Source organism: Bifidobacterium santillanense, assembly GCF_018555385.1.
GTDB lineage: Bacteria > Actinomycetota > Actinomycetes > Actinomycetales > Bifidobacteriaceae > Bifidobacterium > Bifidobacterium santillanense.
Genome location: NZ_JAFEJS010000001.1, coordinates 192,309 through 219,266 on the forward strand (window position 1 = coordinate 192,309; position 26,958 = coordinate 219,266).

General features: G+C 66.0%; 24 protein-coding genes and 1 pseudogene. 11 read left to right on the forward strand and 14 right to left on the reverse strand.

Annotated features, from left to right (window positions below):
• Positions 1-22 precede the first annotated feature (22 nt).
• A complete protein-coding gene (locus tag JS528_RS00885) occupies positions 23-1,549 on the reverse strand; it encodes an MFS transporter (protein ID WP_214357216.1) in 1,527 nt (508 codons plus the stop codon).
• Between the two features lie 513 nt (positions 1,550-2,062).
• Here JS528_RS00885 and JS528_RS00890 point away from each other — a divergent pair.
• Positions 2,063-2,962, forward strand: coding sequence for a deoxyribonuclease IV (locus JS528_RS00890; RefSeq protein WP_214357535.1), 900 nt, complete (start codon positions 2,063-2,065; stop codon positions 2,960-2,962).
• Positions 2,963-3,028: 66 nt separating this feature from the next.
• Here JS528_RS00890 and JS528_RS00895 read toward each other — a convergent pair whose 3' ends face one another.
• The 8 genes and pseudogenes from JS528_RS00895 to JS528_RS00930 form a co-directional block, all read right to left on the reverse strand.
• The gene (locus tag JS528_RS00895; RefSeq protein WP_240541227.1) at positions 3,029-4,054 is read right to left on the reverse strand and encodes a cobalt transporter; all 1,026 of its coding nucleotides are present in this window, start codon (positions 4,052-4,054) and stop codon (positions 3,029-3,031) included.
• A complete protein-coding gene (locus JS528_RS00900) occupies positions 4,051-4,665 on the reverse strand; it encodes an isochorismatase family protein (RefSeq protein ID WP_214357217.1) in 615 nt (204 codons plus the stop codon). Before JS528_RS00900 ends, JS528_RS00895 begins: the two co-directional genes overlap by 4 nt.
• A gap of 137 nt (positions 4,666-4,802) precedes the next feature.
• Positions 4,803-5,519, reverse strand: a complete 717-nt coding sequence (locus JS528_RS00905) for an SOS response-associated peptidase (protein WP_214357218.1) — start codon at positions 5,517-5,519, stop codon at positions 4,803-4,805.
• A gap of 195 nt (positions 5,520-5,714) precedes the next feature.
• Positions 5,715-6,137: pseudogene (gene mscL, locus JS528_RS00910) on the reverse strand (large conductance mechanosensitive channel protein MscL); the annotation flags it as partial.
• A gap of 28 nt (positions 6,138-6,165) precedes the next feature.
• Positions 6,166-7,755, reverse strand: a complete 1,590-nt coding sequence (locus tag JS528_RS00915; protein ID WP_214357219.1) for a S10 family peptidase — start codon at positions 7,753-7,755, stop codon at positions 6,166-6,168.
• 107 nt (positions 7,756-7,862) lie between these two features.
• Positions 7,863-8,882, reverse strand: coding sequence for a VanZ family protein (locus JS528_RS00920; protein WP_214357220.1), 1,020 nt, complete (start codon positions 8,880-8,882; stop codon positions 7,863-7,865).
• A gap of 239 nt (positions 8,883-9,121) precedes the next feature.
• On the reverse strand, positions 9,122-11,656 hold the full coding sequence (locus tag JS528_RS00925; protein WP_214357221.1) for an FtsX-like permease family protein: 2,535 nt from the start codon (positions 11,654-11,656) through the stop codon (positions 9,122-9,124).
• Positions 11,653-12,501: an ABC transporter ATP-binding protein gene (locus tag JS528_RS00930; RefSeq protein ID WP_214357222.1), complete on the reverse strand. Its 849-nt coding sequence runs from the start codon at positions 12,499-12,501 to the stop codon at positions 11,653-11,655. Before JS528_RS00930 ends, JS528_RS00925 begins: the two co-directional genes overlap by 4 nt.
• Before the next feature lie 241 nt (positions 12,502-12,742).
• On the opposite strand from JS528_RS00930, the gene JS528_RS00935 reads away from it, so the two are divergent.
• The gene (locus JS528_RS00935; RefSeq protein ID WP_214357223.1) at positions 12,743-13,933 is read left to right on the forward strand and encodes a sensor histidine kinase; all 1,191 of its coding nucleotides are present in this window, start codon (positions 12,743-12,745) and stop codon (positions 13,931-13,933) included.
• A complete protein-coding gene (locus JS528_RS00940; protein ID WP_214357224.1) occupies positions 13,930-14,646 on the forward strand; it encodes a response regulator transcription factor in 717 nt (238 codons plus the stop codon). The genes JS528_RS00935 and JS528_RS00940 overlap by 4 nt, the downstream gene beginning before the upstream one ends.
• 83 nt (positions 14,647-14,729) lie before the next feature.
• On the opposite strand, the gene JS528_RS00945 is transcribed toward JS528_RS00940, so the two are convergent.
• Positions 14,730-15,266, reverse strand: a complete 537-nt coding sequence (locus tag JS528_RS00945) for a hypothetical protein (RefSeq protein ID WP_214357225.1) — start codon at positions 15,264-15,266, stop codon at positions 14,730-14,732.
• A gap of 347 nt (positions 15,267-15,613) precedes the next feature.
• Here JS528_RS00945 and JS528_RS00950 point away from each other — a divergent pair, with 347 nt between their 5' ends.
• From JS528_RS00950 to JS528_RS00965, 4 genes are all read left to right on the forward strand, one after another.
• On the forward strand, positions 15,614-16,270 hold the full coding sequence (locus JS528_RS00950) for an ATP-binding cassette domain-containing protein (protein ID WP_214357226.1): 657 nt from the start codon (positions 15,614-15,616) through the stop codon (positions 16,268-16,270).
• A gap of 4 nt (positions 16,271-16,274) precedes the next feature.
• A complete protein-coding gene (locus JS528_RS00955; protein ID WP_214357227.1) occupies positions 16,275-17,003 on the forward strand; it encodes a hypothetical protein in 729 nt (242 codons plus the stop codon).
• Positions 17,000-17,644: a cytochrome C oxidase subunit IV gene (locus tag JS528_RS00960; protein ID WP_214357228.1), complete on the forward strand. Its 645-nt coding sequence runs from the start codon at positions 17,000-17,002 to the stop codon at positions 17,642-17,644. Before JS528_RS00955 ends, JS528_RS00960 begins: the two co-directional genes overlap by 4 nt.
• Positions 17,645-17,918: 274 nt before the next feature.
• A complete protein-coding gene (locus tag JS528_RS00965) occupies positions 17,919-18,578 on the forward strand; it encodes a pyridoxamine 5'-phosphate oxidase family protein (RefSeq protein ID WP_214357229.1) in 660 nt (219 codons plus the stop codon).
• Between the two features lie 81 nt (positions 18,579-18,659).
• Here JS528_RS00965 and JS528_RS00970 read toward each other — a convergent pair whose 3' ends face one another.
• Together JS528_RS00970 and JS528_RS00975 are read right to left on the reverse strand one after the other, a co-directional pair.
• Positions 18,660-19,913 (reverse strand): aminotransferase class V-fold PLP-dependent enzyme, encoded by a 1,254-nt coding sequence (locus JS528_RS00970; RefSeq protein WP_214357230.1) that lies wholly within the window; start codon positions 19,911-19,913, stop codon positions 18,660-18,662.
• A 242-nt stretch (positions 19,914-20,155) separates the two neighbouring features.
• Positions 20,156-20,521, reverse strand: a complete 366-nt coding sequence (locus tag JS528_RS00975) for a YccF domain-containing protein (protein ID WP_214357231.1) — start codon at positions 20,519-20,521, stop codon at positions 20,156-20,158.
• Between the two features lie 185 nt (positions 20,522-20,706).
• On the opposite strand from JS528_RS00975, the gene JS528_RS00980 reads away from it, so the two are divergent.
• A complete protein-coding gene (locus tag JS528_RS00980) occupies positions 20,707-21,432 on the forward strand; it encodes a TetR/AcrR family transcriptional regulator (RefSeq protein ID WP_214357232.1) in 726 nt (241 codons plus the stop codon).
• A gap of 878 nt (positions 21,433-22,310) precedes the next feature.
• On the opposite strand, the gene JS528_RS00985 is transcribed toward JS528_RS00980, so the two are convergent.
• Entirely contained in the window at positions 22,311-23,270 is a 960-nt protein-coding gene (locus JS528_RS00985) for an aldo/keto reductase (RefSeq protein WP_214357233.1), read from the reverse strand.
• A gap of 207 nt (positions 23,271-23,477) precedes the next feature.
• Positions 23,478-23,894 (reverse strand): peptide deformylase, encoded by a 417-nt coding sequence (locus JS528_RS00990; protein ID WP_214357234.1) that lies wholly within the window; start codon positions 23,892-23,894, stop codon positions 23,478-23,480.
• Between the two features lie 258 nt (positions 23,895-24,152).
• Here JS528_RS00990 and JS528_RS00995 point away from each other — a divergent pair, with 258 nt between their 5' ends.
• The 3 genes from JS528_RS00995 to JS528_RS01005 are packed head-to-tail and all read left to right on the forward strand — an operon-like array spanning position 24,153 to position 26,895.
• A complete protein-coding gene (locus tag JS528_RS00995) occupies positions 24,153-25,226 on the forward strand; it encodes an ABC transporter ATP-binding protein (protein ID WP_240541228.1) in 1,074 nt (357 codons plus the stop codon).
• Entirely contained in the window at positions 25,223-26,056 is an 834-nt protein-coding gene (locus tag JS528_RS01000; protein WP_214357235.1) for an ABC transporter permease, read from the forward strand. Before JS528_RS00995 ends, JS528_RS01000 begins: the two co-directional genes overlap by 4 nt.
• Complete coding sequence (locus tag JS528_RS01005; RefSeq protein WP_214357236.1) at positions 26,053-26,895, forward strand: ABC-2 family transporter permease; 843 nt, start codon at positions 26,053-26,055, stop codon at positions 26,893-26,895. The genes JS528_RS01000 and JS528_RS01005 overlap by 4 nt, the downstream gene beginning before the upstream one ends.
• The last annotated feature ends 63 nt before the right edge of the window (positions 26,896-26,958 follow it).

Consider the following 26,958-nt stretch of genomic DNA (forward strand, 5'->3'; position numbering starts at 1 on the left):
AGGGGAGCCAGCGCCTGCGGATTCACAGTTCCGTCAGTTCCCAATGTTCGGGGCGCGGGATGCGACGGGTTGGGGTGACGCAGGCGAGGAGAAGCCCGACGGCCGCGCATCCGACGACCAGCACCATGACCGCACGGAACCCCAGTCCCGACGTCTGGAGCAGCCATCCGACCAATGCCGGCGTGAGCGCGCCGGGCACTCCGATCGTCGTCTCGAACACCGTCGAGACGCGGCCCTGCATGTCGTCGGGCGTACGGCCGAAGATGAATCCAAGCTCGCCCGCGTTCAGCGCGGGGAACAGCAGCGACGTGGCGGCCATGCAGGCGACGACCATCCCGTACGAGTCGGTGAACAGCAGCGGAATCATCGCCGCCGTGAGCACCGCGAACGTGAGGATGATGAGCCGTCCGGTCGGAATATGGTCGACCAGCCATCCGGCGGCGAGCGAACCGATCAGCGCCGAGACGCCCGTCGCGGTGCCGACCAGACCGATGAGAGCCGCGTCGGTGCCGCGTTCGGCCAGCATGATCTGCACGCCGACGATGCTCCCGTAGCAGGCGACGTTCACGACCGCGCCCTGCGCTATCGCCGCGAGGATGGTGCCGCGCGTCAGCGTCCACCGCCATCCCTCGACGAACTGCGCGAGGAACGACGAGACACGATCGGATCCGCGTCCCGGGGCACGGCCGTTCCCCTGTGCGCCGGCAGTCGGATTGGCTGCGGTCGTAGTCGCATCGGCGTCATCCGAGCCGCGAGTCCCCGCCGTGGCCAGTGCGCCGGCGACCGAGATACGAGGCGCGGCACCCGTGCCCACCGTATCATCCGCCGTGTGCCGGGGCAGTCTCACCGCCATGACGGCGGCGACCAGATACAGCACGGCGGACACGAGGAACGGGAACCATCCGACGATGCGGTAGAGCAGACCGCCGATGGCCCCACCGGACAGTTCCACGCAGGATTCGCGCGCCTCGCGGATGGCCTGCGCCTTGGCGAACCGGTCCATCGGCACCAATGATTTCAGCATCGCGTCGTTGGATGGTCCGAGCAGTCCGTTCATGACGGCGAACAGCACGACGATTGCCGCGAACAGGCCCGTGCCCATCGTCCCGGTCGCAAGCAGGAAGGTCGTCACGGCCGACAGCGCCCCGCCGATCAGCCCGAGCAGAATCATCAGACGACGACGATCATGCCGGTCGGTGATGGCTCCGCCGACGGACATGAGCGCGAGTCCGATCGTCGATTCGACGGTGACGAGCAGTCCGGCGACGAACGGCGAACCGGATATCGCGAGCCCGATCAGCGGGATGGCGAACGTGCGCAGGCTCACCGCGAACACGTCGGTGGTGTCGGCGGCGAACCAGTTGCGGTAGGCGGGGAGCCGCCACAACGAATGCGGCCGTCGGCCCGCGGAGGATGGGACGGCATCGGCCGTGGCGGGCGTATCCGTGGCGACGACGTTTGGCGTGGGGCAAAGGTCGAGGTCCGGCGAGGTGGCGGATCGTTCGGATGATGGATGGTCGTTGGCGTGCATGGCAAAGGCTCGTTTCATGATCGGCCCATGATTCCGTTCGCACGAAGGCGTATCGCCACCGCGCATCGACGCAGTGCCGAGCGATGGGATGCCAGTTCGGCGATGGGGAGGTTCCCGTGCGGATCATGGGTTTCGTTCCGGAATTTCGCATAAGAAGACATCGCGACCGCGTACTGCGGATCGCGACCCGTGGTAGTCGGACGGCTGAACTGCGCCGACGCGACTAGTCGTATGCGAAGGAGACCAGAACCTGATACATGAAGTACGTCCTTGACTGATTGTGGTTGAGACCCGCCGTCGGCGGCGGGATGCGGAATGAATCCAGTTTAGCAGTCGCAGCAGGCGAAGCGTCGCGCGAATCGCCGTTGCGGTCGCGGTGGAACGCTTATCGATGGACGAATCGGATTGGCCGATGCAGGACTCCCGTGCCATCGTCGGGAACGCCTATGCTTGTGTCCTGTGAAGGAAGATTCGACGACAACACCGCAGACCACCGACCAGTCGGCCGACGACGCCCGTCCGCCGCTCCTCATCGGCTCGCACCTGTCCACCGCGGGCGGATGGAAGGCGCTCATCAGACGCTCCCACGAGGAGGGCGGGACCGCGTTCGCGTTCTTCCCGCGCTCGCCGTACGGCAAACGCTCCAAGTCGCTCGATCCGGCGGGCGCCGTGGAGTTCGGCCGCACGATCAAGGCCGAGGGGTACGGTCCGCTGGTCGTCCACGCGCCGTACGTGTACAACCTCGCCGGCAAGGACCCGGCCAAACGCGCATTCGCGATCGACGCGCTCGTCGAGGATCTCACGCTGCTCGGCGCCATCCGCGCGGGCGGTCAGGAGACGTATCTCAACATCCATCCCGGCGCGCACGTGGGACAGGGCGTCGAAACCGGCTGCCGGCTCATCGCCGACGGGTTGAGCCACGTGTTCGAAGCGTTGTCCGGGAACGCCGACGCCCGTGTCGCCGCGTCCGGCACGTCCGACGCATCCGGCGACGGCGGCGTCATGATCCTGCTGGAGACGATGGCCGGCAAGGGCACCGAGTGCGGACGCACCTTCGAGGAGCTGCGCTCGATCATCGACGGCGTCGACGCCGCATTCCGCGACCGCATCGGCGTCACGTTCGACACCTGCCACGTGTTCGACGCCGGCTACGACCTCATCGGCGACTACGACGGAGTGATGCGTTCGCTCGACGAGGTCATCGGCTTCGACCGGGTCAGGGCCATCCATGCGAACGACTCGATGTTCGGGCTCGCCTCGCACAAGGACCGTCACGCCAACATCGGCGAGGGGAAGCTGGGGCTGCCGTTCTTCAAGCGTCTCGTCAACGACCCGCGCATGGCCAAGCTGCCGATGATCCTCGAGACCAAGGAACTCACCGAGACCACGCACCGCGAGGAGATCGTCCTGCTGCGCGGATTGCGGCGCTGACCGCCGGCATGACCGGGGGGGCGAGGCGCGCCGCATGACGACGGCCGGTGGATCGACGGCGGCTCCTTACCGCAGTGTCACGGTGAGCGATTGCTCCGCGGCCTCGGTGCCGGACCACCGGCCGGCGGAGCGTGACCAATCCATGCCGCACGCATGCACCGACCGCACGCCATACTCGTGGGCGTGCGCGACCAGCCACGTCGCGGCCTGCCAGCCCTGGCGTTTCATGTCCGATTCGGACAGCCCCGCGGGCAACGTGAACGTCAGCGTCATAGTGACCGTCGAGGATTGCCCGTCACCCGTCGCGCCGGATGAGCCGGACGAGGTGCTTGAGGAGTCCGACGATCCCGCATCGGATGTGGACGTCGAACCAGCGTCCGACCCCGATTCCGTATCGGAGCCGTCGCCCAACCCGAGCGAACGCACGATCTCGACCGAGGGGAACTGCCCGCGGAACGCCGTGACCAGCCCATCGGCATCGGGGGAGGTTTTCGTGTGGATCGAACAGGTGACTCCGGCCGCGACCTCGCCGGTCAGCGCGGACGCCCACGCCCGGGCCATGCCGTCCCACTGCGTGTACAGGTCGGGGTATCCGGAGCGCTGCACGGCCTGCGCGGCGTCCTCGACCGGAATCGTCTGCCAGTCGGCGACCTTCACCAACCCGTCGTAGAAGGCGTTCGTCGCGTACGACTCGTCCATGAGCTGTTCGACCGTGCCCCAACCCTGGCTCGGACGCTGCTGGAACAGGCCCACCGAATCGAGGTCGCCGTGGTCGAGGTTGACGAGTTTCGACTCCTGCATCGCCGTCGCGATCGCCACCGTGGCCGCATGGTCGGGCAGTCCCCGTTGGACGGCGACGGCGGCGATGAACGACGCGTTGCGCGTCTGCGTGAGACTCAGCGGATAGTTGCCGTCCGAGGTCGTCACCGTGCAGTAGTCGGCCGGTTTCGATACGGATTGCCTGACAGCTCCGGAGCGGGCCCACATGAACACGGCGACGGAGGCGAGCGCGACGAGACACACCGAGGCCGTGGCGCCGATGGCGATCGAGACGCCCCTTGACCGTGTGCCGTGCGTTCGTTGTCCGTTCATCGCGATTCCGTGAGCGCGACGCCGGCGTCTGCCATCTCCCGGCGCGCCGCGACGCCCAGCTCCTCGCTGACCGGCACGGTCAGATCCTCGAACACGGTGACCGGATAGCCGAGCCTTCGCGCGTCGAGCGCGGTCTCCTTGACGCAGTGCGATTCGGCGATGCCGACCACGTCCACCTCGTCCACGCCGGCGGCCTTCAACGCGTTGGCGAGCGTCCTGCCCGCCCCGAGCGCCGCATCCACCTCCGCCCGGCTTTGGATCGCATCGGTGTTGTCCTCGATGCCCTCGAACCCGGAGTAGGCGGCGGAATACTGGCCCTTCTTGAAGTGGTGCGCGATATCGAGCGCCCGGATCGCCGGGTGCAGCTCCGCGTTCGGCGTACCGGCCTTGCCGTGCACAGGCCATGTATCCACGAAGTCGGGCGTCGTCGACCAGTGCGCGCCCGGTTCGATGTGCCAGTCCTGCGTGGTGGCGATGTACGCGTACTCGTCGCGGTGCGCCCCCACATATTCCGCGATGCGTTCGGCTACCGCGTTGCCGCCGTCGATGCCGAGTTCGCCGCCCTCGCAGAACGTCGGCTGCACATCCACCACGATCAAGGCCTTGGTCATATCGTTCCCCTTTGTTCCATCGGTTCCGGTCGCTAACATGATATGACGCCGCGGCCCGGACGGGAAGGCCGGAAGTCCATCGGGCGGGCGGATACGGCTGCCGTCGTGCCGACGACCGTCGACGGCACGCAGCCGGATCAGAACAGTCGCATCGGCTCCTCGCGCCGGTACGGACGGATGAGCCCCGGTCCGTCGGAACCCGTCGACGTCGACAACGGCGAGGGGAGCGGTGCGACCTCGTGGAACCGCAGCATGCGGGACAATGCCGTCCCGTGTTCGCGCATGGGGGCGAGCAGATCGCCGCCGTCGATTCGGGAATCCAACCATGCGCCGGCCATGTCCGGCGGAACGAGCAGCGGCATGCGGTCGTGGACGCTCGCCGGGCCATCCACCGCGGGACAGGTGATGATCGTCGCGGTCAGCAGCCACGGACGGGACCCGTCCGGACGCCACCATGAATACAGGCCCGCCATCGCCAGCGGTGCGCCGTCGGGGGAGTGGAAGTAGAACGGATTCCTGCCCTTCCACTCGTAGTAGCCGGTCGCGGGGATGAGTGCGCGCATGGAGCGGACCGAGTCGGCGAACGTCGGCTTGTATCGCGCCGACTCCACGCGCGCGTTGTACGTCGGGTATCCGAGCGCGTCGCTCGGGCTCCATCGCGGCACGAGCGACCACCGCGCGCCGGTCAGGTGGCGGCCGCCGGCGGTATCCTTCGCCACGAGCGCGATGGACTGCATGGGCGCGATGTTGTACGAGGGGCGCGGCAGGCGGTCGCGGCGCACGCCGGCATCGGGAACGTCCAGCCACCGGGCGGCCGCGTCCCAATCCAGATCGAGCGCGAATCTCCTGCACATGTGCGGCTCCTTACCGGCGTCTTCGTCCGTCCCGCATCCCGTCCCGCGTGATGGACGGGATTATCGGCGTTCCCCCGATTCCGGGAATCGGTCCCGGACAATGCTCAATCGGTCCGGACCTCCCGCCCGGGATTCGCCTCCGGGCGGGAGGTCCGTCTCCAATGTCGTCGGTGTCGCGGTCGATAGGTCGCCCGCCGCGAGCCGGTCGCGGATCTCGGTCAGCAGCCGCACGGTCATCTCCTCGGGCGTCGGCTCGGCCTGCTCCTTCCGCGTCCGCTCGTCCTCCTCCTGCTTGAGTTTCGCTTTGACGAGCAGCGCCTCGGACATGTCGCGGAACTTGTTGATCGGCACGAGGATGCAGAAGTAGACGGCGACGGCGATGACGAGGAAGTTGAGCAGCGCGCCCAGCACGGCGCCGAACGAGATGGTGGCGCCGTTGAACGTGAACGCGAGCAGCCCGCTCATGTCCGGCTTGCCGAAGACCATCGCGATCATCGGGTTGATGACGTCGTCGACGATCGCGTTCACCACCGCGGTGACCGCGCCGCCCATGACCACGCCCACGGCCATGTCGATCATGTTGCCGCGGGAGATGAACTTCCTGAATCCGTCGATCATCGTCGTCTCCTTTCCCGTCATGCGGGTCCTACAGGCGGATGTCCGGCGCGGTCGCGGCGGGGCGTTCGTCGATGCCGCGCAGGCCCGCAACGTCCGAAGCGTAGAAGCGCTTGAGGTCATCGGAGAACTTCGCCAGACTCGGCTCGGACGAGTACAGCATGTGTCCGGCCGGGTAGTACGCGAATGCAACGTTGCCGCGCAACGGCTTCGGCAGCCCCAGATGGTCGATGTCGTATTCGGTCTGACCGAACGGGGTGCACAAATCGTACACGCCGTTGCCGATGAGCACCTTCAGCGTCGGCTGGTGGGCGATCGCGGCGGCGAGGTCCGGCACGACGTTCGGGAACGGGATGTTCCGACCCCAGGAGGACTTGGTCATCTCCGGCTGCCTGTGCCACCAGGTCCAGCCCTTGCCGGGTTCGGTCGCGTCCCAGTCGAAGTCGGCGAACCCGCGACGCTCCGGGGGGCGGTCCCACCCGAGTTCGTCCCTGAGATACGCGTTGGCGAGGCTCGAATACGCGGGGTCGAGGTAGGCGTCGTCGACGACGAACGTCTCCTCGTCGTTCATCCGGTCGAGGTCGTATCCGGCGACGCGGCCGTCGTAGCGTCCGACGATCTTCTCCTCGTCGCGCAGCAGCTCCTTGCGAAAGCGCATGTCGACGACGCGCAGGTCCGAGTCATAGACGTACTTCGCGTCCAGTCCGGTCAATTCGGCGTAGCGTTCGGCCACGCGGCGTCTGACGTCGTCGGGCAGGGACGCGCCGGCGGCCAGCGCGAGGCGCAGCGGGCCGTTGGCGAACGCGCGCGCCGTCTGGAGATGCTCGGCCGGGTCCACGCCCTTGCCGGCGCGGCCGTGGTACTGGGCGACCGAGGCGTAGGTCGGGAAATAGCCGACGTAGAACTGGTCGGACGTGTCGAGCGTGTAGGCGTAGTCGAGGATGTTCGAGATGAGCGTGAGACCGTTCAGGGCGACGCCGTCCTGCTGGAGCCGGTAGGCGAGCGCGGCGCCGCGCGTGGTGCCGTACGATTCGCCGAGCACGTACTTGGGGGAGTTCCAGCGGCGGTATCGGCTCGAGTAGGCGCGGATGAACGCGCTGAATCCGGCGACGTCGCCGTCGACCGACCACAGTTCCGGTTTGGCGGCGTCGAGGATTTCGGAGAATCCCGCGCCGGGCGCGTCGATGAACACCAGGTCGGAGACGGGCAGCAGCGTGTGCGGGTTGTCCTCCAGATGATAGGGTGCGGCGGGCACGGGCGCGGCGTTCGGCACGTCGATGCGCTTCGGCGCGATCGAGCCCATGAGCAGGAACGTGGTGGACGAGCCGGGGCCGCCGTTGAACACGTAGATGACCGGACGGGTGGGGTCGGACTTCCCGTCGGCGTCGAGCAGCTCGAAAGCGGTGAAGAAGACGCTCGCCGCGGGCTTCACCTTGGGGGTGTCGATGAGGATCGTGCCGACGGTGGCCGCGTAGTCGAACGCGCGTCCGTCGATCTCGATGGTGTGGCGTGTGGTCTTCTCATACGGTTCGGGCAGCTTCGCCGCATCGGACTTCGCCAGGTTTGCCGTCGCGCCCGGTTGCGCCACCTTGTCGTTCCTCTCGTCGTTCGCATCCGCCATGATGGTTCGTCCTTTCGTCCGCGTCGTTCGCATGTTCGCCCGATGCACGTCGCCGTCCACCGCGCCGTTGCCCACTATAGACGTGTCGGGTGCGGCCGACGCGGATATCAGATGAGGTCGTAGGGCATCCTCTTCCTGATCATCCAGAAGACGAGCGTCGCGAACAGGATCAGACCCGCATGCGGGATGTAGCTGGGGAAGCGGACGCAGCAGATCACGGCGAACCGCGCGGCGTAGAACGCGATGCGGCGCACGCCTTCGCGCGGGCGTGTCTCGCAGGTCATATGCGTGTAGCCACCACCGAGCGTACGGCCCCGCCGCATCCACGGGACGGCGATCTCGAAGACCGCGAGCATGAGCAACGTCATGATGGAGGACATATCGAGCGGATCGCCGCCGTCCGGGCCCGTTATCACGCCGAGTCCGCGGCCCGAGACGAGCGCGACCAGCGCGTCGCCCGCGACGGTCAGGGGCAGCGCGCACACGGTGGCGAGCCCGAAGTCGATGAGAAAAGCGACGAGCCGGCGCACGAACCCCGGATCCGTGACGGTCGTGGTGTCCGCCTCGCGCACCGGCAGGACGCGGTCGAGCAGCATCGCGCAGCCGTAGCCGGCGATGGCTCCGGCCGTGTTCCAGACGAGGTCGTCCACGTCGAACAGACGGTACGAGCAAGGGAACAGGCCGAGCAGTCCGGTCAACTGCAGCGTCTCCACCATGAGCGAGGCGAGGAATCCGGCGATGAACGTCGCGGCGAACGGCCACCGGAACACGCGCCTGGCGATGAAGCCGAGCGGCAGGAAGAACACCACGTTCATCGCGATCTGCATAATCGCGGTCAGGCCGTCCGCGCGGATGTCGCCGATGAACTGGAACGGGTTCAACTGCGGGAAGAGATGGTGGGTCGCGCAGTATGCGGCCGGATCGGACGGCATCGGATACAGCGTGAAGCACAGCAGTCCGAGCGCATACAGCACCGTGCCGTACGCGGACAGCGCGGCCGTGAAGCCGATGCGGTTATCGCGATGATAGAGCATCGCCAGCACCGGCACCGTAAGCATGAACGACACGACCGGCCACATGGCGACGGCCAGCAGGAACGGCGCCGAGAAATTCGCCAGAAACCCCATGAATCCTCTTTCCTTCTCCTTCGGAACGCCATCCACGATAGGAGCATCCGCCGCGCGCGATCATCGGCCGTCGGATTGAGATTCCCCGGGATATGCGGGGAGGAAGGGAGTCGGCTCATCCCCGGGGACGATGCGACGCAGCGCGATAATCGGCTTTATTTAGACGACATGGTGATGATAGTATTCTCCGATACGTTATATGAACACCGTGTCGTCTGAATTCTGAATAAAACCGTCACTCAGCTGGTGAGTCCCTGCGTGGGTTGGATGCGGGTGGCGTTGCGCGCAGGTACGGCCGAGGCGAGCAGTCCCGCGACGAGAACGACGAGGACGAACACGCCGATCTGCGTCCACGGCAGCTGCGTGGTGAATTGGCTGGTCATGCCACCAATCTGGGCTTTGACACCGGCGACACCGAGCGGCAGGCCGACGAGCAGCCCGATGATGGTGCCGATGACGGTCAGGGTCAACGCTTCGATGGCGATTTCCGCGTGGATGACGCCGCGTCTGGTGCCGAGGGCGCGCAGCATGCTGATCTCGCTGGTGCGTTCGATGACGGACAGCGCGAGCTGGTTGACCAGCCCGGTCAAGCTGATGATGATAGTGATGGCGAGCATCGCGTAGGAGAGCATGAGCAGCATGTTCAGCACGTTGAGGATGTCGTTGCTTTCGGCGATGCCTCCGCCGACCGTGGCGTTCGGATCAGACACGGCCAGCCGGTTGACCTGACTGGCGAGCTTGGCATGGTCGATGCCGGGCTTGGCCTTGAACCAGATCATGCTGGTCTTCAATGCCGGTTCGATGGCGTCAGTGTGCGGCAGCGCGTCGAGTTGGCCGTCGGTGATGATGACTGCGAGTTTCGGTGATTCGGTGAGCTGCGAGGCGTGCACCCTGACCGTGACGGGAACGCCCGCGACGGTGAGCGTGAGCATGTCGCCTTCCTTGATGCCGATGGTGCTCATGTAGCGCGGGTGGACGAGCGCGACCGGCATGCCGTTCTCCTCGCCGGCGCGCCACTGGTCATCTTCGGCGAAGATGGCGGCGGCCTTGTCGGGGATGACGTCGAGTATCCGGGGCGTGGCCTTGGCCCCGTCCGGCGCATGGTCGATGGCGATGGTGCGTACCGGGTAGGAGCCTCGTGCGTCGGTGATTTCATTGGCCTGCTGCAGGACCTTGTCGGAGAGCGTGCCGTTGTCCGGCGTGTAGAGGGCGGCGCTGACCGGATATCGGCGGTCGAGGTCGGCGTTGATGGTGGCGGTGCCGGTGGCCGCGGCCGAGGAGAGCGCGGCGATCAGGCTGATGCCGAATGCGACCGCGGTGACGGTGCTGCCCGCACGCCGCGCGTTCGCCGAGAGGCTTGCCGCAGCCAGTTTGCCCGCCAATCCGCATACGGACAAGCCCACACCGATGACGGGCATGAGCATCGCGACGAGTCCGGGCAATGCAAGCACGAGGCCAAGCGCCAAAGCAAGACCGCCGGCCAATGCAACGGGCATGTGGAAGCCGGCCGCTCCGACCCACAGCAACGCGACTCCGGCGATCGCGCACACTGCGCCGAACACGATGCACGAAACACCGCCGTTATGTGTCTTGCCACTCGTCTTCGCGTCGTTGTTGCCGTCGTCGGACTGCGCCGCTCCGTCCAATGCCTGGATAGGTGGGATGCGTGTGGCGTGGCGCACTGTCGTCCATGCGGTCAATACCGTGGCCAGAACCGTCAGCAGCAACGTTCCAGCCAGCAACATCGAGTTGGCGGCGAATCCACCGAACGCCTGACCCATCGCCACCATGGCCGCGTATCCGCCGCCTACACCGATCAGGGCTCCGATGATTGTTCCGGCTATGGAGGTGATCAGCGCTTCGGACAGCACGAGCGAACGAATGTTCGCGCGTCTGGCTCCGATCAGACGCAGCATGGCGATATCCCGCGTACGCTGCGCGATCAGCGTCCGATAAGTGCTGGAAATCACCATCATCGCGGCACACAGGGCGATGACCGCGAACACCGCCATGATCACGGTCAGCTGCGTGCTGCCGCCGGCCATCATCGCCGACGCCTGCCGGATCATCTCCGTGCCCGTGACCGCCGTGACGCCATCGGCCTTGGCCGCCGCCGCGAGACGCTTGGTAATCGAATCTATGTCGGAGGGGTCGTCGAGTTTGACGAACAATTCACCCGGCGTCGCGTCACCGAAGTACGACGGGTCGGCGTAGATTGCGTAATCGGTGCCGGTCATCGGCTTGAACCGCACATCATTAATGCCGCTGACCGTCACCACATGTTTCGTTCCGTCGGACGATTTCAACGTGACTCTATCTCCGACGCCCATGCCGAGCCTGTCCGCCGTGTCATGCGAGATGACGATCTGGTCGGCGGTCTTCGGCCAGTCTCCGGACTCCAATCCGAACCAGCGCAGGGACGGGTCGCGGGAGATGGAGTACACGTTCGCCGTGCCGCGCGCATCCGCGCCGTACGCGGTGACCGTGGCCGCGTAATACGGGGCCGTCGCCTTCACCTTGTCGCCGATGGCCGCCTTGGCGAGCACGTCCCCGGCCCATGAGGGTCGCAATGTCTTCGCGTCGGCGTCGCCGGGGTCGATGATGATGTCCACGGGCTTCAACGGTGCGGCCGTGACGGCGGCCATGCTCGCGGTGGAGGTGCCCTGGAACACGACCGTGCCCGTCAGCATCGCCGCCGACAGAACCACCGCCAGCAGCACGGCGAGCAGACGGGACGGGGAATGTGTGATCTGCGCCCACGCCACCCGGATCATCGCGCACCCTCCTTGCGGTCGGAACCCGGCACCGACCACCCTCCGTCGCCTGCGGCGACACCTCCCGCAGACGAAAGGGAGGGACCGGCGTCCTCTTCGAGCGCGTCCACCACGTCGGCGGCCGTCGGATGCGCGATGTCAGCCGCGATCGAACCGTCACGCACCACGAGGGCACGATCCGCGTAGGCGGCGGCGTTCGGATCATGCGTGACCATCACGATCGTCTGCCCGCGCCGCGACGCCATATCCCGCAATATCGCCAGCAGCTGGCGTGATGACCTCACATCCAGCGACCCGGTCGGCTCGTCCGCGAACACCACCGCGGGATTCCCAGCCAACGCACGGGTGACCGCCACGCGCTGCCGTTGCCCGCCGCTCATTTCCCGAGGCTTGTGGTCGAGCCGGTTCTCGATGCCCAGCTCGCGCGCGACCCCGCGTATGGTCTGCCGGTCGGGCCGCCTGCCGCACAATGTGAACGGCAGCTCGATATTCTGCTCCGCCGTCAGATACGGCAGCAGGTTGAAATCCTGGAAGATGAACCCGATCCGATCACGCCGCAGATCGGACAACGCGTCATCCGACAACGTCGAAATATCCACGCCGCCGATGACCACACGGCCGGAGGTCGGCGTATCCAATCCGGCGAGCAGATGCAGCAATGTGGTCTTGCCCGAACCGGACGGCCCCACGATTGCCGTGAACCTGCCTTGCTCGAACCGGGCCGTGATGCCCGCCACCGCAATCGTCTCGGCCGAGCCCGAGCCGTACGTCTTACGCACGTCGACCGCCTCGACGGCCGTCGGGCACGCACCCGCTCCGTCGTTTGTTCCTGATGTGCCTGTCATGCCAGTCCCTTCCTGTATTCCGAGGGGGATTCGATCGCCGACGCATCGAATCGCCCGTTCACGCAACCAACCTATTAGGGATGGAATCGCGCGGGTATCGTCCGGGCGAACCACGTTTCACCGGAATGGCACCGCGGTACGAGCTGCATGGTACTTGGGTATGAGATTCCGTGGGATGAAGAGCGGAAACCATCATTGCGAATCATGGCATCGGCCGGCCGACACGGGTAACGTCGCCGGTATGAAGGTTCGTGCGGAGGATGCGACTGCCCTGTTCGGCGTGCTGCTGTGCATGCTGTTCGGTGCGGCGGGCATGGGTGATTGGGTATGGGCGGGCGCGGCCGTCGCCTCCATCGTGTTCGCGCGGCGGCGGCCCATCGTATTCGCCGTATTGGCGGCCGTCGTTCCCGCTGCGTATACGACCATCTATGGCTCGTTCACGTTGATTGGCCAGCTCATGGCCGTAGCCGCCGCGTTCCCGTGCGGGGCAAGCCATATGAGACATTGCCGCCTGATCGGCCTGGCGTCGTGTCCGCTACCCGTCGTTGCGTTCGGCCTGCATCTGGCGATCGTTCGATCCTCGGATTGGACGATGCCCGTGGCCGGATTGCTCGCCGGCAGTCTGATGCTGGCGTCATGGCAGGCGGGCCGGCTCGACCGCGCCAAGGACATGAGGCTTGAGGCGGAGGAAGACCGTCGGATCATGGTCGAACGCGATGGTGACATGCGCGTCCGGATCGCCGTGCTGGAGGAACGCATGCGCATCAACCGCGAGATGCACGACATCCTCGCCCACACGCTCACCGGCATCACCGTTCAAGCCGAAAGCGGCAGAACGACCACCGCCGATTCCGCATCACGCACGGTGTTCGCGGACATCTCCCAAGCCTCGCGCGAAGCGGTCGTCGACCTGAGGGCTTTGCTTGCCGGAGATGCTGGCGACGATCGCCAGCCTGAGCCCACGCTCGACCAACTCGATCGGCTCATCGATGGATACCGGCGGCGCGGGCTGGCCGTCGACCTGCATGACGAACGCGACGGTCTACCACGCCTGCCTGCCGGTTTGTCCCACGCCGTGTATCGGGTGATCGAGGAATGTCTGACCAATGCGTTGCGCTACGCACGTCCCCGTTGCGTCGACATGACCATCACCATCACCGCCGACGGCATCCACCTGCATTGCGAGAACCCCTGCGTGTCCGATTCCGCGTCCGGCGGCGACGCCGACGGCAAGCCGGCCGGGAAGCGGGGACGGGGGCTTGACGGCATCATCTGGAGATGCGGACAATACGGCGGTCACGCTCGCAGCGCCTTGGAGGATGGCCTGTTCCAGGTCGACGCCGTCTGGCCGCTTCCGCAACGGGAACCATCATTCCCGACGCCGGGCGCCATGCCGAATACCGGGGATACCGGGAAGAAGGAGGGTACATGAGGAGTCCGAACGCGATCCATACCATCCGCGTGATGCTGGTCGACAACCAACCGCTGATATTGAGCGGACTCACGCGCATCATCGATACGCAGCTGGACATGACCGTCATCGCCACGGCCACGGACGGCGAAAACGCGGTACGTACAGCCCGACGGATCAAACCGGATGTGATGCTCATGGACGTGCGCATGCCCGGACTCGACGGTATCCAGGCCACGCGCGTCATCGCCCGCGATCTTCCGGAAATGCGCATCATCGGTCTGACCTCATACGACACCGACGCCTATGCCATCGGCATGTTCGACGCCGGAGCCAGCGGGTTCCTCCTCAAAAACAGCAGCGCCGAGCAACTCCTCGACGCCATCCGCGCCGCCGCCACGGGTAATGCGGTCATGGACTCGTCCATCATGGGCCGTCTCAACCAGCGGCTCGTTGCCACCGATTCCGCCCGGATGTCATCGTCATCGGCGTCATCGGCGGACGACAGTGAGACATCGGTCCGAAGGGACGATGGACTGCCCGATTTCACCAATCGGGAACGGGGCATCCTCGCCCGCATCGTCCAGGGAGACTCCAACGACCAGATCGCCGCACGACTCGGCATCAGCGTATCCACCGTCAAAACCCACATCGGCAACATCCTCAGGAAAACCGGCCAGACCAACCGCGTCCGTCTCATCGTCTGGGCCGCACGGCACCTTCAGGGAATGTGAGAGGTATGCGGTCGTGCTTCCACGTCAAGAGCGCGACGGATCCCGAACGGCCACCGTTGACGGGAGAGCGGCATCCGCATACATCACAGGTCGGTGTCGGCCTGTTGGTCGATGGTGAATTCGACGCCGGTGCCGTCCTTGCGGGGCGTCATGCTCACGTCGTGTCCGGCGTCGGGCAGATGCACGACCTGTCGTTCCCCAGTCTTGAGAAGCTGCACGAACGCGCGTTCGACCCTGACCATGTCCGGCATGACGCGGCGCAGTTCACTCATGGAGGTCCGGCCGTTGACTTGGGGCAGCCAGTCGGGGTGGCGCGCGGCGAGCAATCCGTTGAGGATGGCCGCCTCGGTCGCGTACAGTTCGCCCATCGCGTCGGCCATCGCGCAGGTCACGGCCAGCAGCGCCTCGACGTCGCCGCCGAGCATGGTGTCGGCCACGTTCGCGGCCAGTCCGGACAGCTCGGTCGTGAACTGGTCCTTGAGCGACGCGACCATTCCCAGGACCTGGTCCGGATCGTCCCAGTCGACCGGAGCGGCGGTCTCGTCGGGGGCCGGAATCAACGGGTCGTCGGACTGGCTGCTGGTGACGTCGTCGTGGAAGGTGAAACCCTGATCGCTCATGTGATGCTCCTTGTCCTTCTCATGACGGTAGTCGCCAGACATGTCCCGTCCCGCCGGTCGATCACTGGTCGAAGTTGCGGCCTATGCCGTATGCACGATACGAAATTCAAGCTGCTGGGGTCTCGTGCACGGTCGACGGTGTCACGTTCCTCGGCGGGATGTTGGGCTTGTACGGCATGTTCCGCCTGCACCGTCAGCGGATACGGGGACTCATTCCTGAGGATGAGTCACATATTCATCCTGGCGGTCGATGGAGATTTCACGCTGACGGGAACACTCTAGAGGTGTAGCGCTTCCTTTGGTTGCACATTGCTGCAACGCGCGGAGATTTTCAGGAAAGGTGAGCCATGCCAGCCATATCGACGACCAACCTCTCGATCGGGTACAAGAGCGTCCCGATCGTCAGTGACATCAACCTGCAGTTACGGACGGGCAGGATCATCTGTCTGCTCGGGGCGAACGGCGCGGGTAAAACCACGTTGATGAAGACGTTGCTCGGGCGGATCAAACCCGTGAGCGGGAACATCACGTACACCCGGACGAACATCAACGAGATGTCCGCGGCGATAGACCATCCAAGCTACTTTCCCTACCTGAGCGGCAGACGGAACGTCGAGGTCGCCTCCGCGTTCTGGGGACTGGACGTGGACCCGGAGTCGGCGTTGGATGAGGTGGGCATCAACCGCGCGGCGCATGGGCGTAAGGCGAAGGACTACTCGACGGGCATGAAGGAGCGCCTGGAGCTCTGCCTTGCCCTGCTGCCGCATCCGAGATTCCTGTTCCTTGACGAGCCGCAGAACGGCCTGGATCCCGATGGCATGATGTCCCTGTCCGAAACGCTTCGCGCCTATCGGGACAAGGGGAACTGCGTCGTGATCTCCACACATCTGCTCCATGAGATCCAGGGAGTCCCGGACGAATGCATCATGATTCGCCATGGCCGGGCCGTGCAGGTCACGGACCTGACCGGGGTGAACCTCGCGGATCTGTATCAGGGGAGGTAGGGGCTTGAGTGCCGTTTCTCCCATTCGCGCGTTGGTCGCCTATTACTGGAACGTATGGTATTTCCTCGCCGCGGTGTTCGGCGCCGTGGCGTCCCTCCTGCTGGGTTCGTGGATTTCTGGCGCGGCGAACGGAACCCCGATAGCCGGAGGGTATTGCGTCTATTTCACCGGCACCCAGCCGCTGATCTGTCTCTCGCTGCTCTTCGCGTGTGATGCCAGGGTTGCGAAGGCGCACTACGGGGGTCTGCCGCGCCAGGTGTATTTCGCATGGACGCCATGCTCGCTCAGAGCCGTATTCCGGGCTCTGATCCTGACCTCCGTGAACCTGTTTGGCGTATTGTGCTTCGATGCCATCATGGTTCTGGCGGGCGTCGAAATGCATCCGCACCTGTCCATCGTTCTGTGTTTCGTCGTTCTGCACAGCCTCTCGGTCTCCCTGCTCTACTCGATCATCGAGATCGCCGCCGACCCCAGGACCGCAGGGGTCGTCTCGGGCGTCCTGCTCTATCTGTGGATCATCCTGCCGGGCGATCTTCCAGACCATGCGAATCCCTACGTCGCGAATGCCCTGCGGGCCGTCGGATTGAATCTGAACGGCACCGTGATGTCGCCGGCGGAGATGGTGAGCCGACCGCCCATCGGCCCCATGATGGTCGTCGTCCCGATTGCGATGCTCGTTGTCGCCTATGTTCTGCTAAGCTGGTTCCGTTGCAAAGGAGCGGAAAGGAAATGAAGTCCCTATTGCGCATTGAGCGCGTGGCATTGATTCACTGGTCGACGCTCGCCTTCATGGCCGTCCTGTTTCTTCCGCTGTTCTTTTTGCGTTACGGGAACACCGGCGCGGTGGTGCAGTCGGCGATGGTGATGGCGCTTCCCATAGCCGCGACCGGTCTTGTCTTCTCCCATGCGAGGGTGCCCTGCTCGTACCGTTCCTTCAGTATCCATGACCGACTTCTGCTTCGCTTCAGTGTGAAATCGCTGTTGCTCGGCGTCGCGGTCAACGTCTGTCTGACCGTGCTGTATGGGCTTGCCATCGGATTCGTCGTCAATGAGACGCTTTCGTCGAGGACCGTCCTGATGCTCGTATTCGCCGCCGCCGTTCTTGCTTTGGTATGCTTCGTGCTGCGTCTTTGGGCCAGTTCCCTTGTCGCATGGAACATCGTCGCCTTCTTCATCGTCGCCGGGCTTACGGTGAGCTCCGGCGTGTTCGAAGACGCACCGCTCCTGTACGCCGTCATACCGACTACATGGGTATTGCGAGGGGTGGGATTCGCCGGTTATGTGATTCCGGTCGGCGTCGCCGTCGCCGTGATAAGCGCATGGCTGCTGCTGCGTGCCTGTACAGGTTCCCGATCCGTACTGGACCGTTCCTGACCGGCATGACTCGGCATATGGGGATGCGCCGTGTCGTCTTTGGATGACACGGCCTCGTCGGATTGGCGTTTCGCCGCACCCGGTGCCATCGATGGTCGGCGATGGGCGCGAACAGGGGAGTGGAACGCATGCCGCCGATATCTGCGACCATGATTGATTTTACTGATGTCTCCCCGAAAAATAACGGCCATCAGTGACTCCAAGCATGAAAGACGGCTCTTTCAGTCCCTGTATCATGAGGTTCACATCGTGAAAGCCGTGAAAGGAGTCGGGGATGAGCGTGGAGTACGCGCAGGAGACGGAGGAGCGGGGACGGGGCGACTCCCACCGTCCGCGACGCCGCGACGACGAGCGCACGGTCGCCGGCGGCCGCCGCATGATGCGCCGCGCCGACCGCGAGGTCACCGACCCCGACGTGATCGCCTCGATCATCGCCGGCTGCGACATCGTCGACGTCGCGTACACGGACGCCGAGGGATTGACCATCGTGCCGCTCAACTTCGGATACGAATACGATCGGGCCGACGGCCGTCTCGTCCTGTGGATGCACTCGGCGCGGCGCGGCCGCAAGCTCGACGCGGTCCGCGCCGCCGGCAACCGTCTGCCGGTCGCGTTCTCGATGCGCACGGACTGCGAGGTCGTCGCGGGGCGTACGGCGTGCGCCTGGGGCGAATCGTTCAAATCCATCGTCGGCAACGGCGTCGCCTCGATCGTCGACGACCTCGACGAATGCCGGCATGGACTGGAGCTGCTGATGGCCCATCAGGCGCATATACCGCACGTGGCGTTCACCGACGCTCAGATCAGGAGCGTGACGGTGTGGAAAATCGAGTCGGAGTACCTCACCGCCAAGATCCGCAGCATGCCCGCATCCCCGCACGGCGCGCATACGGGCGGTCCGCACCGCGCCGCGACCGGGGCCGACGCCGCATAGACGTCACGGAGGCCGGCGCCGGATGCGGATGGCGTCATGCGTCGTCGTCATACCGGTCAGGCCATCGCGACCCACGTCCGTCTATTCGCGCAGCCAGTCGATGATCCGCGGCACGCAGCATTCGGCGAAGCGGTCCACGTCGTCGACGGTGACGTAGGCGTGCGCGGTCAGACGCAGGTAGAGTTCACCGCCGAATTCGGTGACCGCTACCTCGGCTCCGAGCTCGTCGAGGATACGCGAACGGAATTCGGCGCACAGCGCGGCCGACTCGCGCGGCGTGCGCTCGCGTCCGAACCGCGGCAGCCGCACCAGACGCATGGCGGGGGAGGGAATCCGGACCGGGGACGAGCAGTCCTCGCCGGAGATCTCGCCCGCGGCCTGCGCCACGTGCCGTTCGGCGTAGTCGGCGAGCGCCGTCATGTACCGGCGGACCGCATCCCATCCCCACAGCCGGTCGATCTCGCGCCATGCATCGGGCGCTGCGATCGGGCCGCACAGGTCCTGCGTGCCCTGTTCGTCGAAGCGTTCCGGGAACGGACGGTCGTAGCCCCACGAGTCGATGAGCGGCCACAGGTCCTGTCCGTCGCGGCCGCCTGCGGGCGGCAGCACCAGCAGCGCGGTGCCGCGCGGCGCGCACGGGAACTTGTGGAAATTACCCATCCACCAGTCGGATGCGAGTCCGCCGATCGGGTCGTCGAGCTGTCCCGGGGCATGCGCGCCGTCGACGAGGATGCGGATGCCGCGCCGGTGCGCCTCGGCGGCGATGCGCTTCGCGGGGAGGAGCATCGCCGTGGCGGAGGTGATCTGGTCGACCACGATGAACGCGGTGCGGTCCGTCATGGCGGAGGTCACGATGTCGACGACCATGTCCCCGTCCGCGTCGATCGGCACGTGGACGGTCCTCAATGTCGCGCCGTCGCGACGGGCCATGCGGGCGGCGCCCTGGAGCACCGCGCCGTATCCGTGGTCGGTGACGAGGATCTCGCCGCCGCGCGGCACGTGGACGTTCGCGTAGACGACGCTGGCTCCGGCCGAGGCGTTCGGCACCCACGCCGCATGGTCGGCCGGGACGTTCAGGAATCCGGCGAGCTGCGCGCGCATGGACGCGATACGTTCGCCGACGTACGGGAACCAGCCGACGGGGTTCGTGTCGGCCCGGGCCTCGTATGCATTCTGCAGGGCGCGCGTACGGTTCGGCACGGCGCCGAACGAGCCGTGATTCAGATGGATGACCGACCGGTCCAGCGGCCATGCGTCGATCGCGGGGGAGCCGTCGGGCAGCGTGAGCGGCGCGGGGCGTTCCGGATGCTCGGGATCGGTGTCGTGCGGGTTCATGTCGTCTGCTCCCTTTCGTTCGTATCCTGTCCGCCGGCCCACGGTCGCGGCGGCGTCGCTACATCAGTGATTCGAATACATGGTATCCGCCGGATGCCGTGTCGTGGAGGATGATGAGCATCCCCGAGTCGGTGACCGTCCCGGGACGGCCCATGATGACGCGGCGGGGCTCCCTCGCCAGCGCCGCGACGTCGATGGAGGCTATGCCGTCCTTGGGATGCAGCGTCTCGATGCCCGCTTCGCTACAGGTCGCAGATGCGCGCGCCGAACGGCCAGAGCGCGAGCTTGGCCATCTTGAACGACTGGATGCCGAACGGGATGCCGATGATGGTGACGCAGTTGGCGATCCCCGCGATGAGGTAGCCGATCGCCATCCACGCGCCCGCCAGCACCACCCACACGAGGTTGGCGACCAGCGAGCCGGCTCCGCCGCCGTACCGCACGGTCCTGCCGAACGGCGTCAGCGTCAGTCCCGCCATCTTGAACGCCTGCAACCCCAGCGGGATGCCGACGATCGTGACGCACAGCGCCAGTCCCACGATCGCCCATCCGGCCGCGAGCGCAAGCCCGCCGAGCACCAGCCACAGGATATTGCCGATCAGTCTCATGTCTCCTCCGTTCGCACCGCCGCCGTTTCGGCATATCCGAGTCCCGGCCGGCATCGGGGCTTCCGTCCCTCGATCCCATTCTTCCATCTTTAATCCGCAGGCCGCCATCGGGGAATATCCCGATTCGTCCCTGAGAGGTGATGTTTGTACTATATGAGATACGGTACGAAACGGGTGGAGGCGTGATGGCGAACGGCAATCAACGGGGAACGTCGGTCAAGGCGGCGGTCGCGCGCACCCGCTGGCAGCGGCGCAAGAAGATCGCCACCCGCAGGACCATCCGCGACACCGCGCTGCGCCTGTTCGACGAATGCGGCTACGACAAGGTCACCATGCAGCGCATCGCCGACGAGGCGGGGATGTCCGCGATCACCGTGTTCCGGTATTTCCCGACCAAGGAGGACCTCGTCATCGGGTTCTCGGTCGACGGCGAGCCGTTCGTCGATCTGCGTCAGGAGATCGGGAGACATATGGACCCATCGCCGAGGGACTTCGTGCGCCGTGTAGCGCCGCAGGTACTCGGTTCGCTCGAATCGGAGCAGCTTGAGGGACTGGCGCTCAGGCTGCGGATCGTGCGGTCCAACGAGGCGTTGCTGTCGGCGCTGTACGCACGCGTCCCCAGGTGGACGGCGGCCGTCGCCGCCATATGGGAGGGGAAGGATGTCGTCGGCTTCGGGGAACCCGGTGTCGCGGATGGATCCGCGCCCTCCCCGTCCGTTCCGTCCGGGATCGCAGGTGACGATGGCGTCGCGGAGTTCTCCGTGCGCCTGTCCGTCTCCTGCATCATCGGCTGCGTCCTGGAGACGCTGCTTGAATGGTCGCGTCTGTGCGACGTCGGAGGCGACAGTTGCGACAAGGCGGACGTGCTCACGTCCGTTGTCTCCGATGCGATGGACACCGTACTGCGTTAGAGGCCGGCATCGCAGCCCAGACCGTGACGGAGGCACGCGGTGATGCTGGTGCCGATTGAGTATTTTTCATATGAAGTGAAGTTTCATTTAAATTAAAATCAGGCTCTCCCGAAGAGAGAAGATTGGCTTGTATTTTTCATCTGAAAGTGACTTTCATATGAAATATGCGGTAAACCATAAACATATGAAAGATGCATACATATGAGACGGCAAGCGACTCGTTCGGCGGATTCCCGGCCGATTCGGTCGAGGAGCGGTTCTCGTGGCATGGATGATGCATGGTCCGTGACTGATGCGCGTAGGCCGTGCGCATGAAGGCCTCCCGCGTCCGGAGGATGCTGCGAGAAGAAGTGGGTGGCGGTCTTGTCGAATGCCGCAGTGCGGTCGTACCGCCGGGAACGGCGATTTTCATCGTTGGGCCTGTCTAAACGCCGTGGGGAAGCGTCGAGTGGGAAGGTTTCTTCATCGCGGCAAAAGTTCGCGCATGCGTGGGAAAGCCTTTTCCGGCTTCCTGGCCGTCCGCTACGGCGGTTCGGGCATATGCGAACACATGCGGGATTCGTTCCCGGATGGAATAACGGAATCCGTCGCATGACGTTTCCGCATACCATTCGCTTGAGGAATCGGCGGAATTATCCATATGTAGGTGGATTGCATATGAAAGCGTCGAAGTCTTATATGAAAGTAGATTACCTATGAAACGACGGGTCTTCGCCGGAGTCCATGCGTCCCGGCTGCCGGGTCGTAGGAGGAGTGGAGCCGTGGCCACGGGAAGGTCGGCGATATAGGGAACGGCCGAGAGAATTCGAGGAGTCCGGAGACTCGACGAATCCACTCGACCGTCCGAGGGATTGTTCGATGGGCCTCGCCCGGAACCGTCACTTCGCGAACGGCTCGGACGCCTTGTCGAGCGCGTCGATCTCGTCGGACGCGAGGTCGAGGTCCACGGAGGCGAGCAGGGCCGGCAGCTGTTCGGGTGTGCGCGCCGAGGCGATCGGACCGGCGACCTGAGGACGGTGGCGCAGCCAGGCCAGCGCGACCGTGGCGATCGCGGCGCCGTGGGCCTTGGCGACCTCGTCCAACGCGTCGATCAGCGCGAAGCCGTCGGCGTTGAGGTAGTCGGCGACCATGCCCTGCCGCGCCTTGCCCTCGGCGTCGGCGGCGGAACGGTACTTGCCGGTGAGGAATCCGGCGGCCAGCGAGAAGTACGGGAACACGGCGAGGTTCTCGCGCTCCGCGACGGGTGCGAGCGTGCGCTCGTAGTTGCCGCGCGCCACGAGGTTGTAGTGCGGCTCCAACGCGACCGGCAGCGCGTAGCCGTGTTCGCGGGCGATGCGGAACCATTCCCCGATGCGATCGGCCGTGTAGTTGGACAGGCCGACCGCGCGGATCTTGCCCGCCCTGACGAGTTCGTCGAACGCGGCGGCCGTCTCCTCGAGCGGGGTCGTCTCGTCGTCGAAGTGCGCGTAGTAGAGGTCGATCTCGTCGACGCCGAGTCGCAGCAGCGACTCGTCCACGGCGGCGATCACGTTGTCGTGGGAGAGGCCCTTGTACTGCGGGTGCTCGCTGACCTTCGTGGCGACGACCACCTTGTCGCGGTTGGCGCGCACGGCCAGCCAGCGGCCGAGGATGATCTCGGACTCGCCGCCCGCGTTGCCCGGCGCCCACGCCGAGTACACGTCGGCCGTGTCGATGAAGTTGCCGCCCGCGTCGACGTACTCGTCGAGCACCCTGCGGCTGGTCGTCTCGTCGCTGGTCCAGCCGAATGTGTTGCCGCCCAATGCCAGCGGGAACACCTCCAGTTCGCTGTCGCCGATCCTGACTCGCTTGTCGCCCATATCGTCGTCCTTTCGACATGCGGATCGCTCCGCCGTTCGCGTGGGAGGGCGGCCCTCGCCGCCCGTGTCCACATCATTATGGCGCGCGGCCGCATGCGCCGTGACCCCGCCGTCATACACGCCGTCTATGACGGGGCATCGGTTCCCCGTATTCGGCACGAAATTCCGGCGGTCCGGATTCGGCACCGCCCGGCGCCGCGGGGGCGTTCAGATGAGGACGCCGTCGCAGTGGTCGATCTCGTGCTGGATGATCTCGGCGGTGAAGCCCTCGAACGCGGCGGTGACCTCGCGCCAGCGGCGCGTGCGGTAGGTCACGGTGATGCGCTCGTAGCGGACCGTCGGCCGTACGCCCCTGAGGGACAGGCACCCCTCCTCGGTCTCGTAGCGGCCGGAGCGTTCGACGATCGCGGGATTGAACATCGGCATGTTTCGTCCGGTCCCCTCGTCGTGGAAGACGATGACGCGTTTGGATTCGCCGATCATGTTCGCGGCCAGCCCCACGCACGAGTCGGCGTGCGCGGCGAGCGTGTCCAGAAGGTCGCGGGCGATGTCCGCGTCGGCCTCGGTCGCGGGCTCGGACGGGACGGCGAGGAACGTCTCGTCGGTGATGATCGGCTTCTGCATGGAATGTCCTTTCGTCGCGGGGGTGATGCGTCCAATCGTACCGGCGGTCTGCGCGGTCCCGCGCGGGACCGGTCCCGATAGGCATCCCGCAATCGCGAGATGATTCCGGACGCATGCGGGTTGTCACCCATGGGTGACAAAACCCGGACTCCTTGGGTGACAGTCCGCCCGCATGGGGCCGCGGGGCGTCTCGTCGGTGGTTTCCTTGTGGTCGTGGCCGTCGAGGTCGGCGGCGGAACGACAAAACCGAGGAGGACGATGATGGATGATGCGCGATGCGATACCCGGCGATGCGGGGATCGTCCGGCCGGGCCGTCGGACGCGGCGGTGCTGACGCGCGGTCTGGTCAAACGCTACGGGGACTTCCGCGCGGTCGACGGATTGGATCTGAACGTGCCGGCGCACGGCGTGTACGGGCTTCTGGGGCCGAACGGGGCCGGCAAGTCCACGACGATGAAGCTGCTGCTGGGACTGACCTCGGCGACAAGCGGCGACATGTGGATGCTGGGGGAGCGGGTCGACGGCCGGCATCGCCTGCAACCCGGGCGCGTGGGGTCGCTGATCGAGGGGCCGAGCTTCTACCCGGGACTGTCCGGTCCGGACAACTGCCGCATGATGGCCGACTATCTGAACCTGCCGCGTTCGTCCGTGCCCTCGGTCCTGCGGCAGGTGGGCCTGTCGGAGCACGGGGGCAAAAAGGCGAAGGAGTACTCGCTGGGCATGAAGCAGCGGCTCGGCATCGCGATGGCGTTGATCTCGCAGCCCGAATTGCTCCTGTTGGACGAGCCGACGAACGGGTTGGATGCGCAGGCCGTGGTCGAGGTGCGCGAGATGATCATGGCCCTGAGCCGCGAACGGGGCATCACGGTGATCGTCAGCTCGCACATCCTCTCCGAGATCGAGAAGATGGCGCCGGTCGTGGGCGTCATCGCCTCCGGGCGCCTGCTCTATCAGGGTTCGCTCGACAGCCTGCGTGATGAGGGACACATCGACCTGCGTGTCTCGGACCCCGAGCTTGCGGCGGCTACGCTCGACATGGAACGGATCGACCACCGGTGGCTGCCGGACAAGGACGGCGGCGTGCTGCGCCTGCCGGAACTGCCCGACCAGCGGATCGGCGGTCTGATAGCGCAGCTGGTCGCCCGGGGCGTCGCGGTCTACCGGGTCGCCTCCGAGCGCAGGACGCTGGAGCAGGCGTTCCTCGAATTGATCGAAAGCCCCCGGAGCCACGAGTCCGCGTCACGCCCGACGCGGGGCATGCCGATCGCCGGCGCCGTGCCGCCGGCCGCGGGACGGCCGGCGTTCGCCACGACGGACGGAGGCGCACGATGAGCGACATGATCGCGTACGGGGGAGCGATCCGCGCGTCCCATCCCCGCGCGAAAGGCGGCGACCCGCTTACCTTGGCCCGCTTGGAGCTGCTCAAGGTCCGCGGTTCGTCGTTCTGGTGGATGTGGCTGGGCATGCTTCTGCTGGTGTCGGCGTGGTTGGGCATGGCGTTCATGAAACGCGCCGGCGGCCCGGATCCCGCCCTGCGGTCGGTCGCGATGGCCGACGGCGAGGTCTACAGGATCGTGAGTCTGCTGGCCCCGATCCTGGCGGCCCTCCTGGCCAGCCGCATCGCCGTGCTGGACACCGCGGAGCGCATGAACGTGAAATGGCTGTCGCTCGGCCGGTCCGACACGGCTCGGTTCGTCGGCAAGCTGATCGTCGCCGGCACCGCCGTGGGACTGTGCTTCCTGACCCCGCTGCTGTGGGTGCCGTTCGCGGCCGGAGCCCTCGGCTTCACGACGGACGGTTCGTTCGCCGCGCTGGCGTGGACGCCGGCACTGACCGGATTCCTGTCCGCGATGGCCGTGAGCGCGATCCAGCTCGCACTCTCGATGACGATCGACCGGCAGGCCGTCGGATTGGGGGTCGGCGTGATCGCCGGCATGCTGGGCTCCGGACTGGATCCGATGGGCCGGCCCGTCCTGGGCTGGCTGTTCCCGGCCGGACTGAGCTCGGCCGCCAGCCCGTTCGTCCGTTCCGGTGCTGACGGCGTCCCGGCCATGCCGCTCGCCGCGCACCCGTGGAGGTGCGTCGTCGCGGCGGCCGTGGCATGCGTCGGCTGGACGCTGGTCTCGGCGGCGGCGGTCAAGGCGAAGGAGTCGAGACGATGACGTATGCGAACACGATCGATCCGATGACGGGCCCGTCGGCCGGGCCGGATCGGAACCACGCCGTGCCCCGCGCGTATGCGGCGGCGCGCCGCGGGCCATCCGTGCGTGCGGCGTTCCGGTGGGAGACGCGCAAGGCCGGCAACCTGTGGTACTGGATCGCGGTCGTCCTGTTCGACGCGATCGGCATGTTCAACGGGTGGAGCCAGTACGTCGACTACCGGGCGGAGTTCACCGAGCAGGGCGTGACCTGGGCGGCGGTCTGGGGGCAGGCGATCCTCCTGCCGAGCATGGTGTTCATGCCGATGCTGACGGCCGCGTTCGCCGCGCAGATCGAAGCCAACGAGCACCGCGGACGCAACTGGCGGCGGCTGAACGCCGTCGGCGCCGCGGACGTGGCCGTCGCCGGCAAGATGCTGCACGGCCTGACGGCCTCGCTCCTGACCGTCCTCGTGTTCGAGGCCGAGTTCATCCTCGTCGGCCGCCTCGCCGCCGGCTTCGATCTCGCGGACCTCGGCCCGTTCCTCATACGCGGCGTCCCCCTGACCCTGTCGGTGTGGGCGATCATGACCCTGACGCAGGCGGCGGGCGCGAAGGCGGAGTCGTTCGCCGGCACGATGAGCGTGATGATGCTCCTGACCATCGGCGGCTGCGCGTTGAGCATCGCCGCGCCGGCCGTCGCCCGGGCGTATCCGCTCGCCCTGATCACCGGCGCCTCCGCCGTGCGCGACCTCGCCGACGTCGCCGACCCCGTCTCCATGCTCGTCTCGACGATCGTCGCCGCGACATGGGTCGCGATCGGCGCCCTGCTCTTCCGCCGGCTCGCCCGGAGGGCCGTCTGAACACCCATCGCCGCGGCCGCGATACGCTTGCCGTCGGAGAACGACGGCTGCACGGAAGGAATC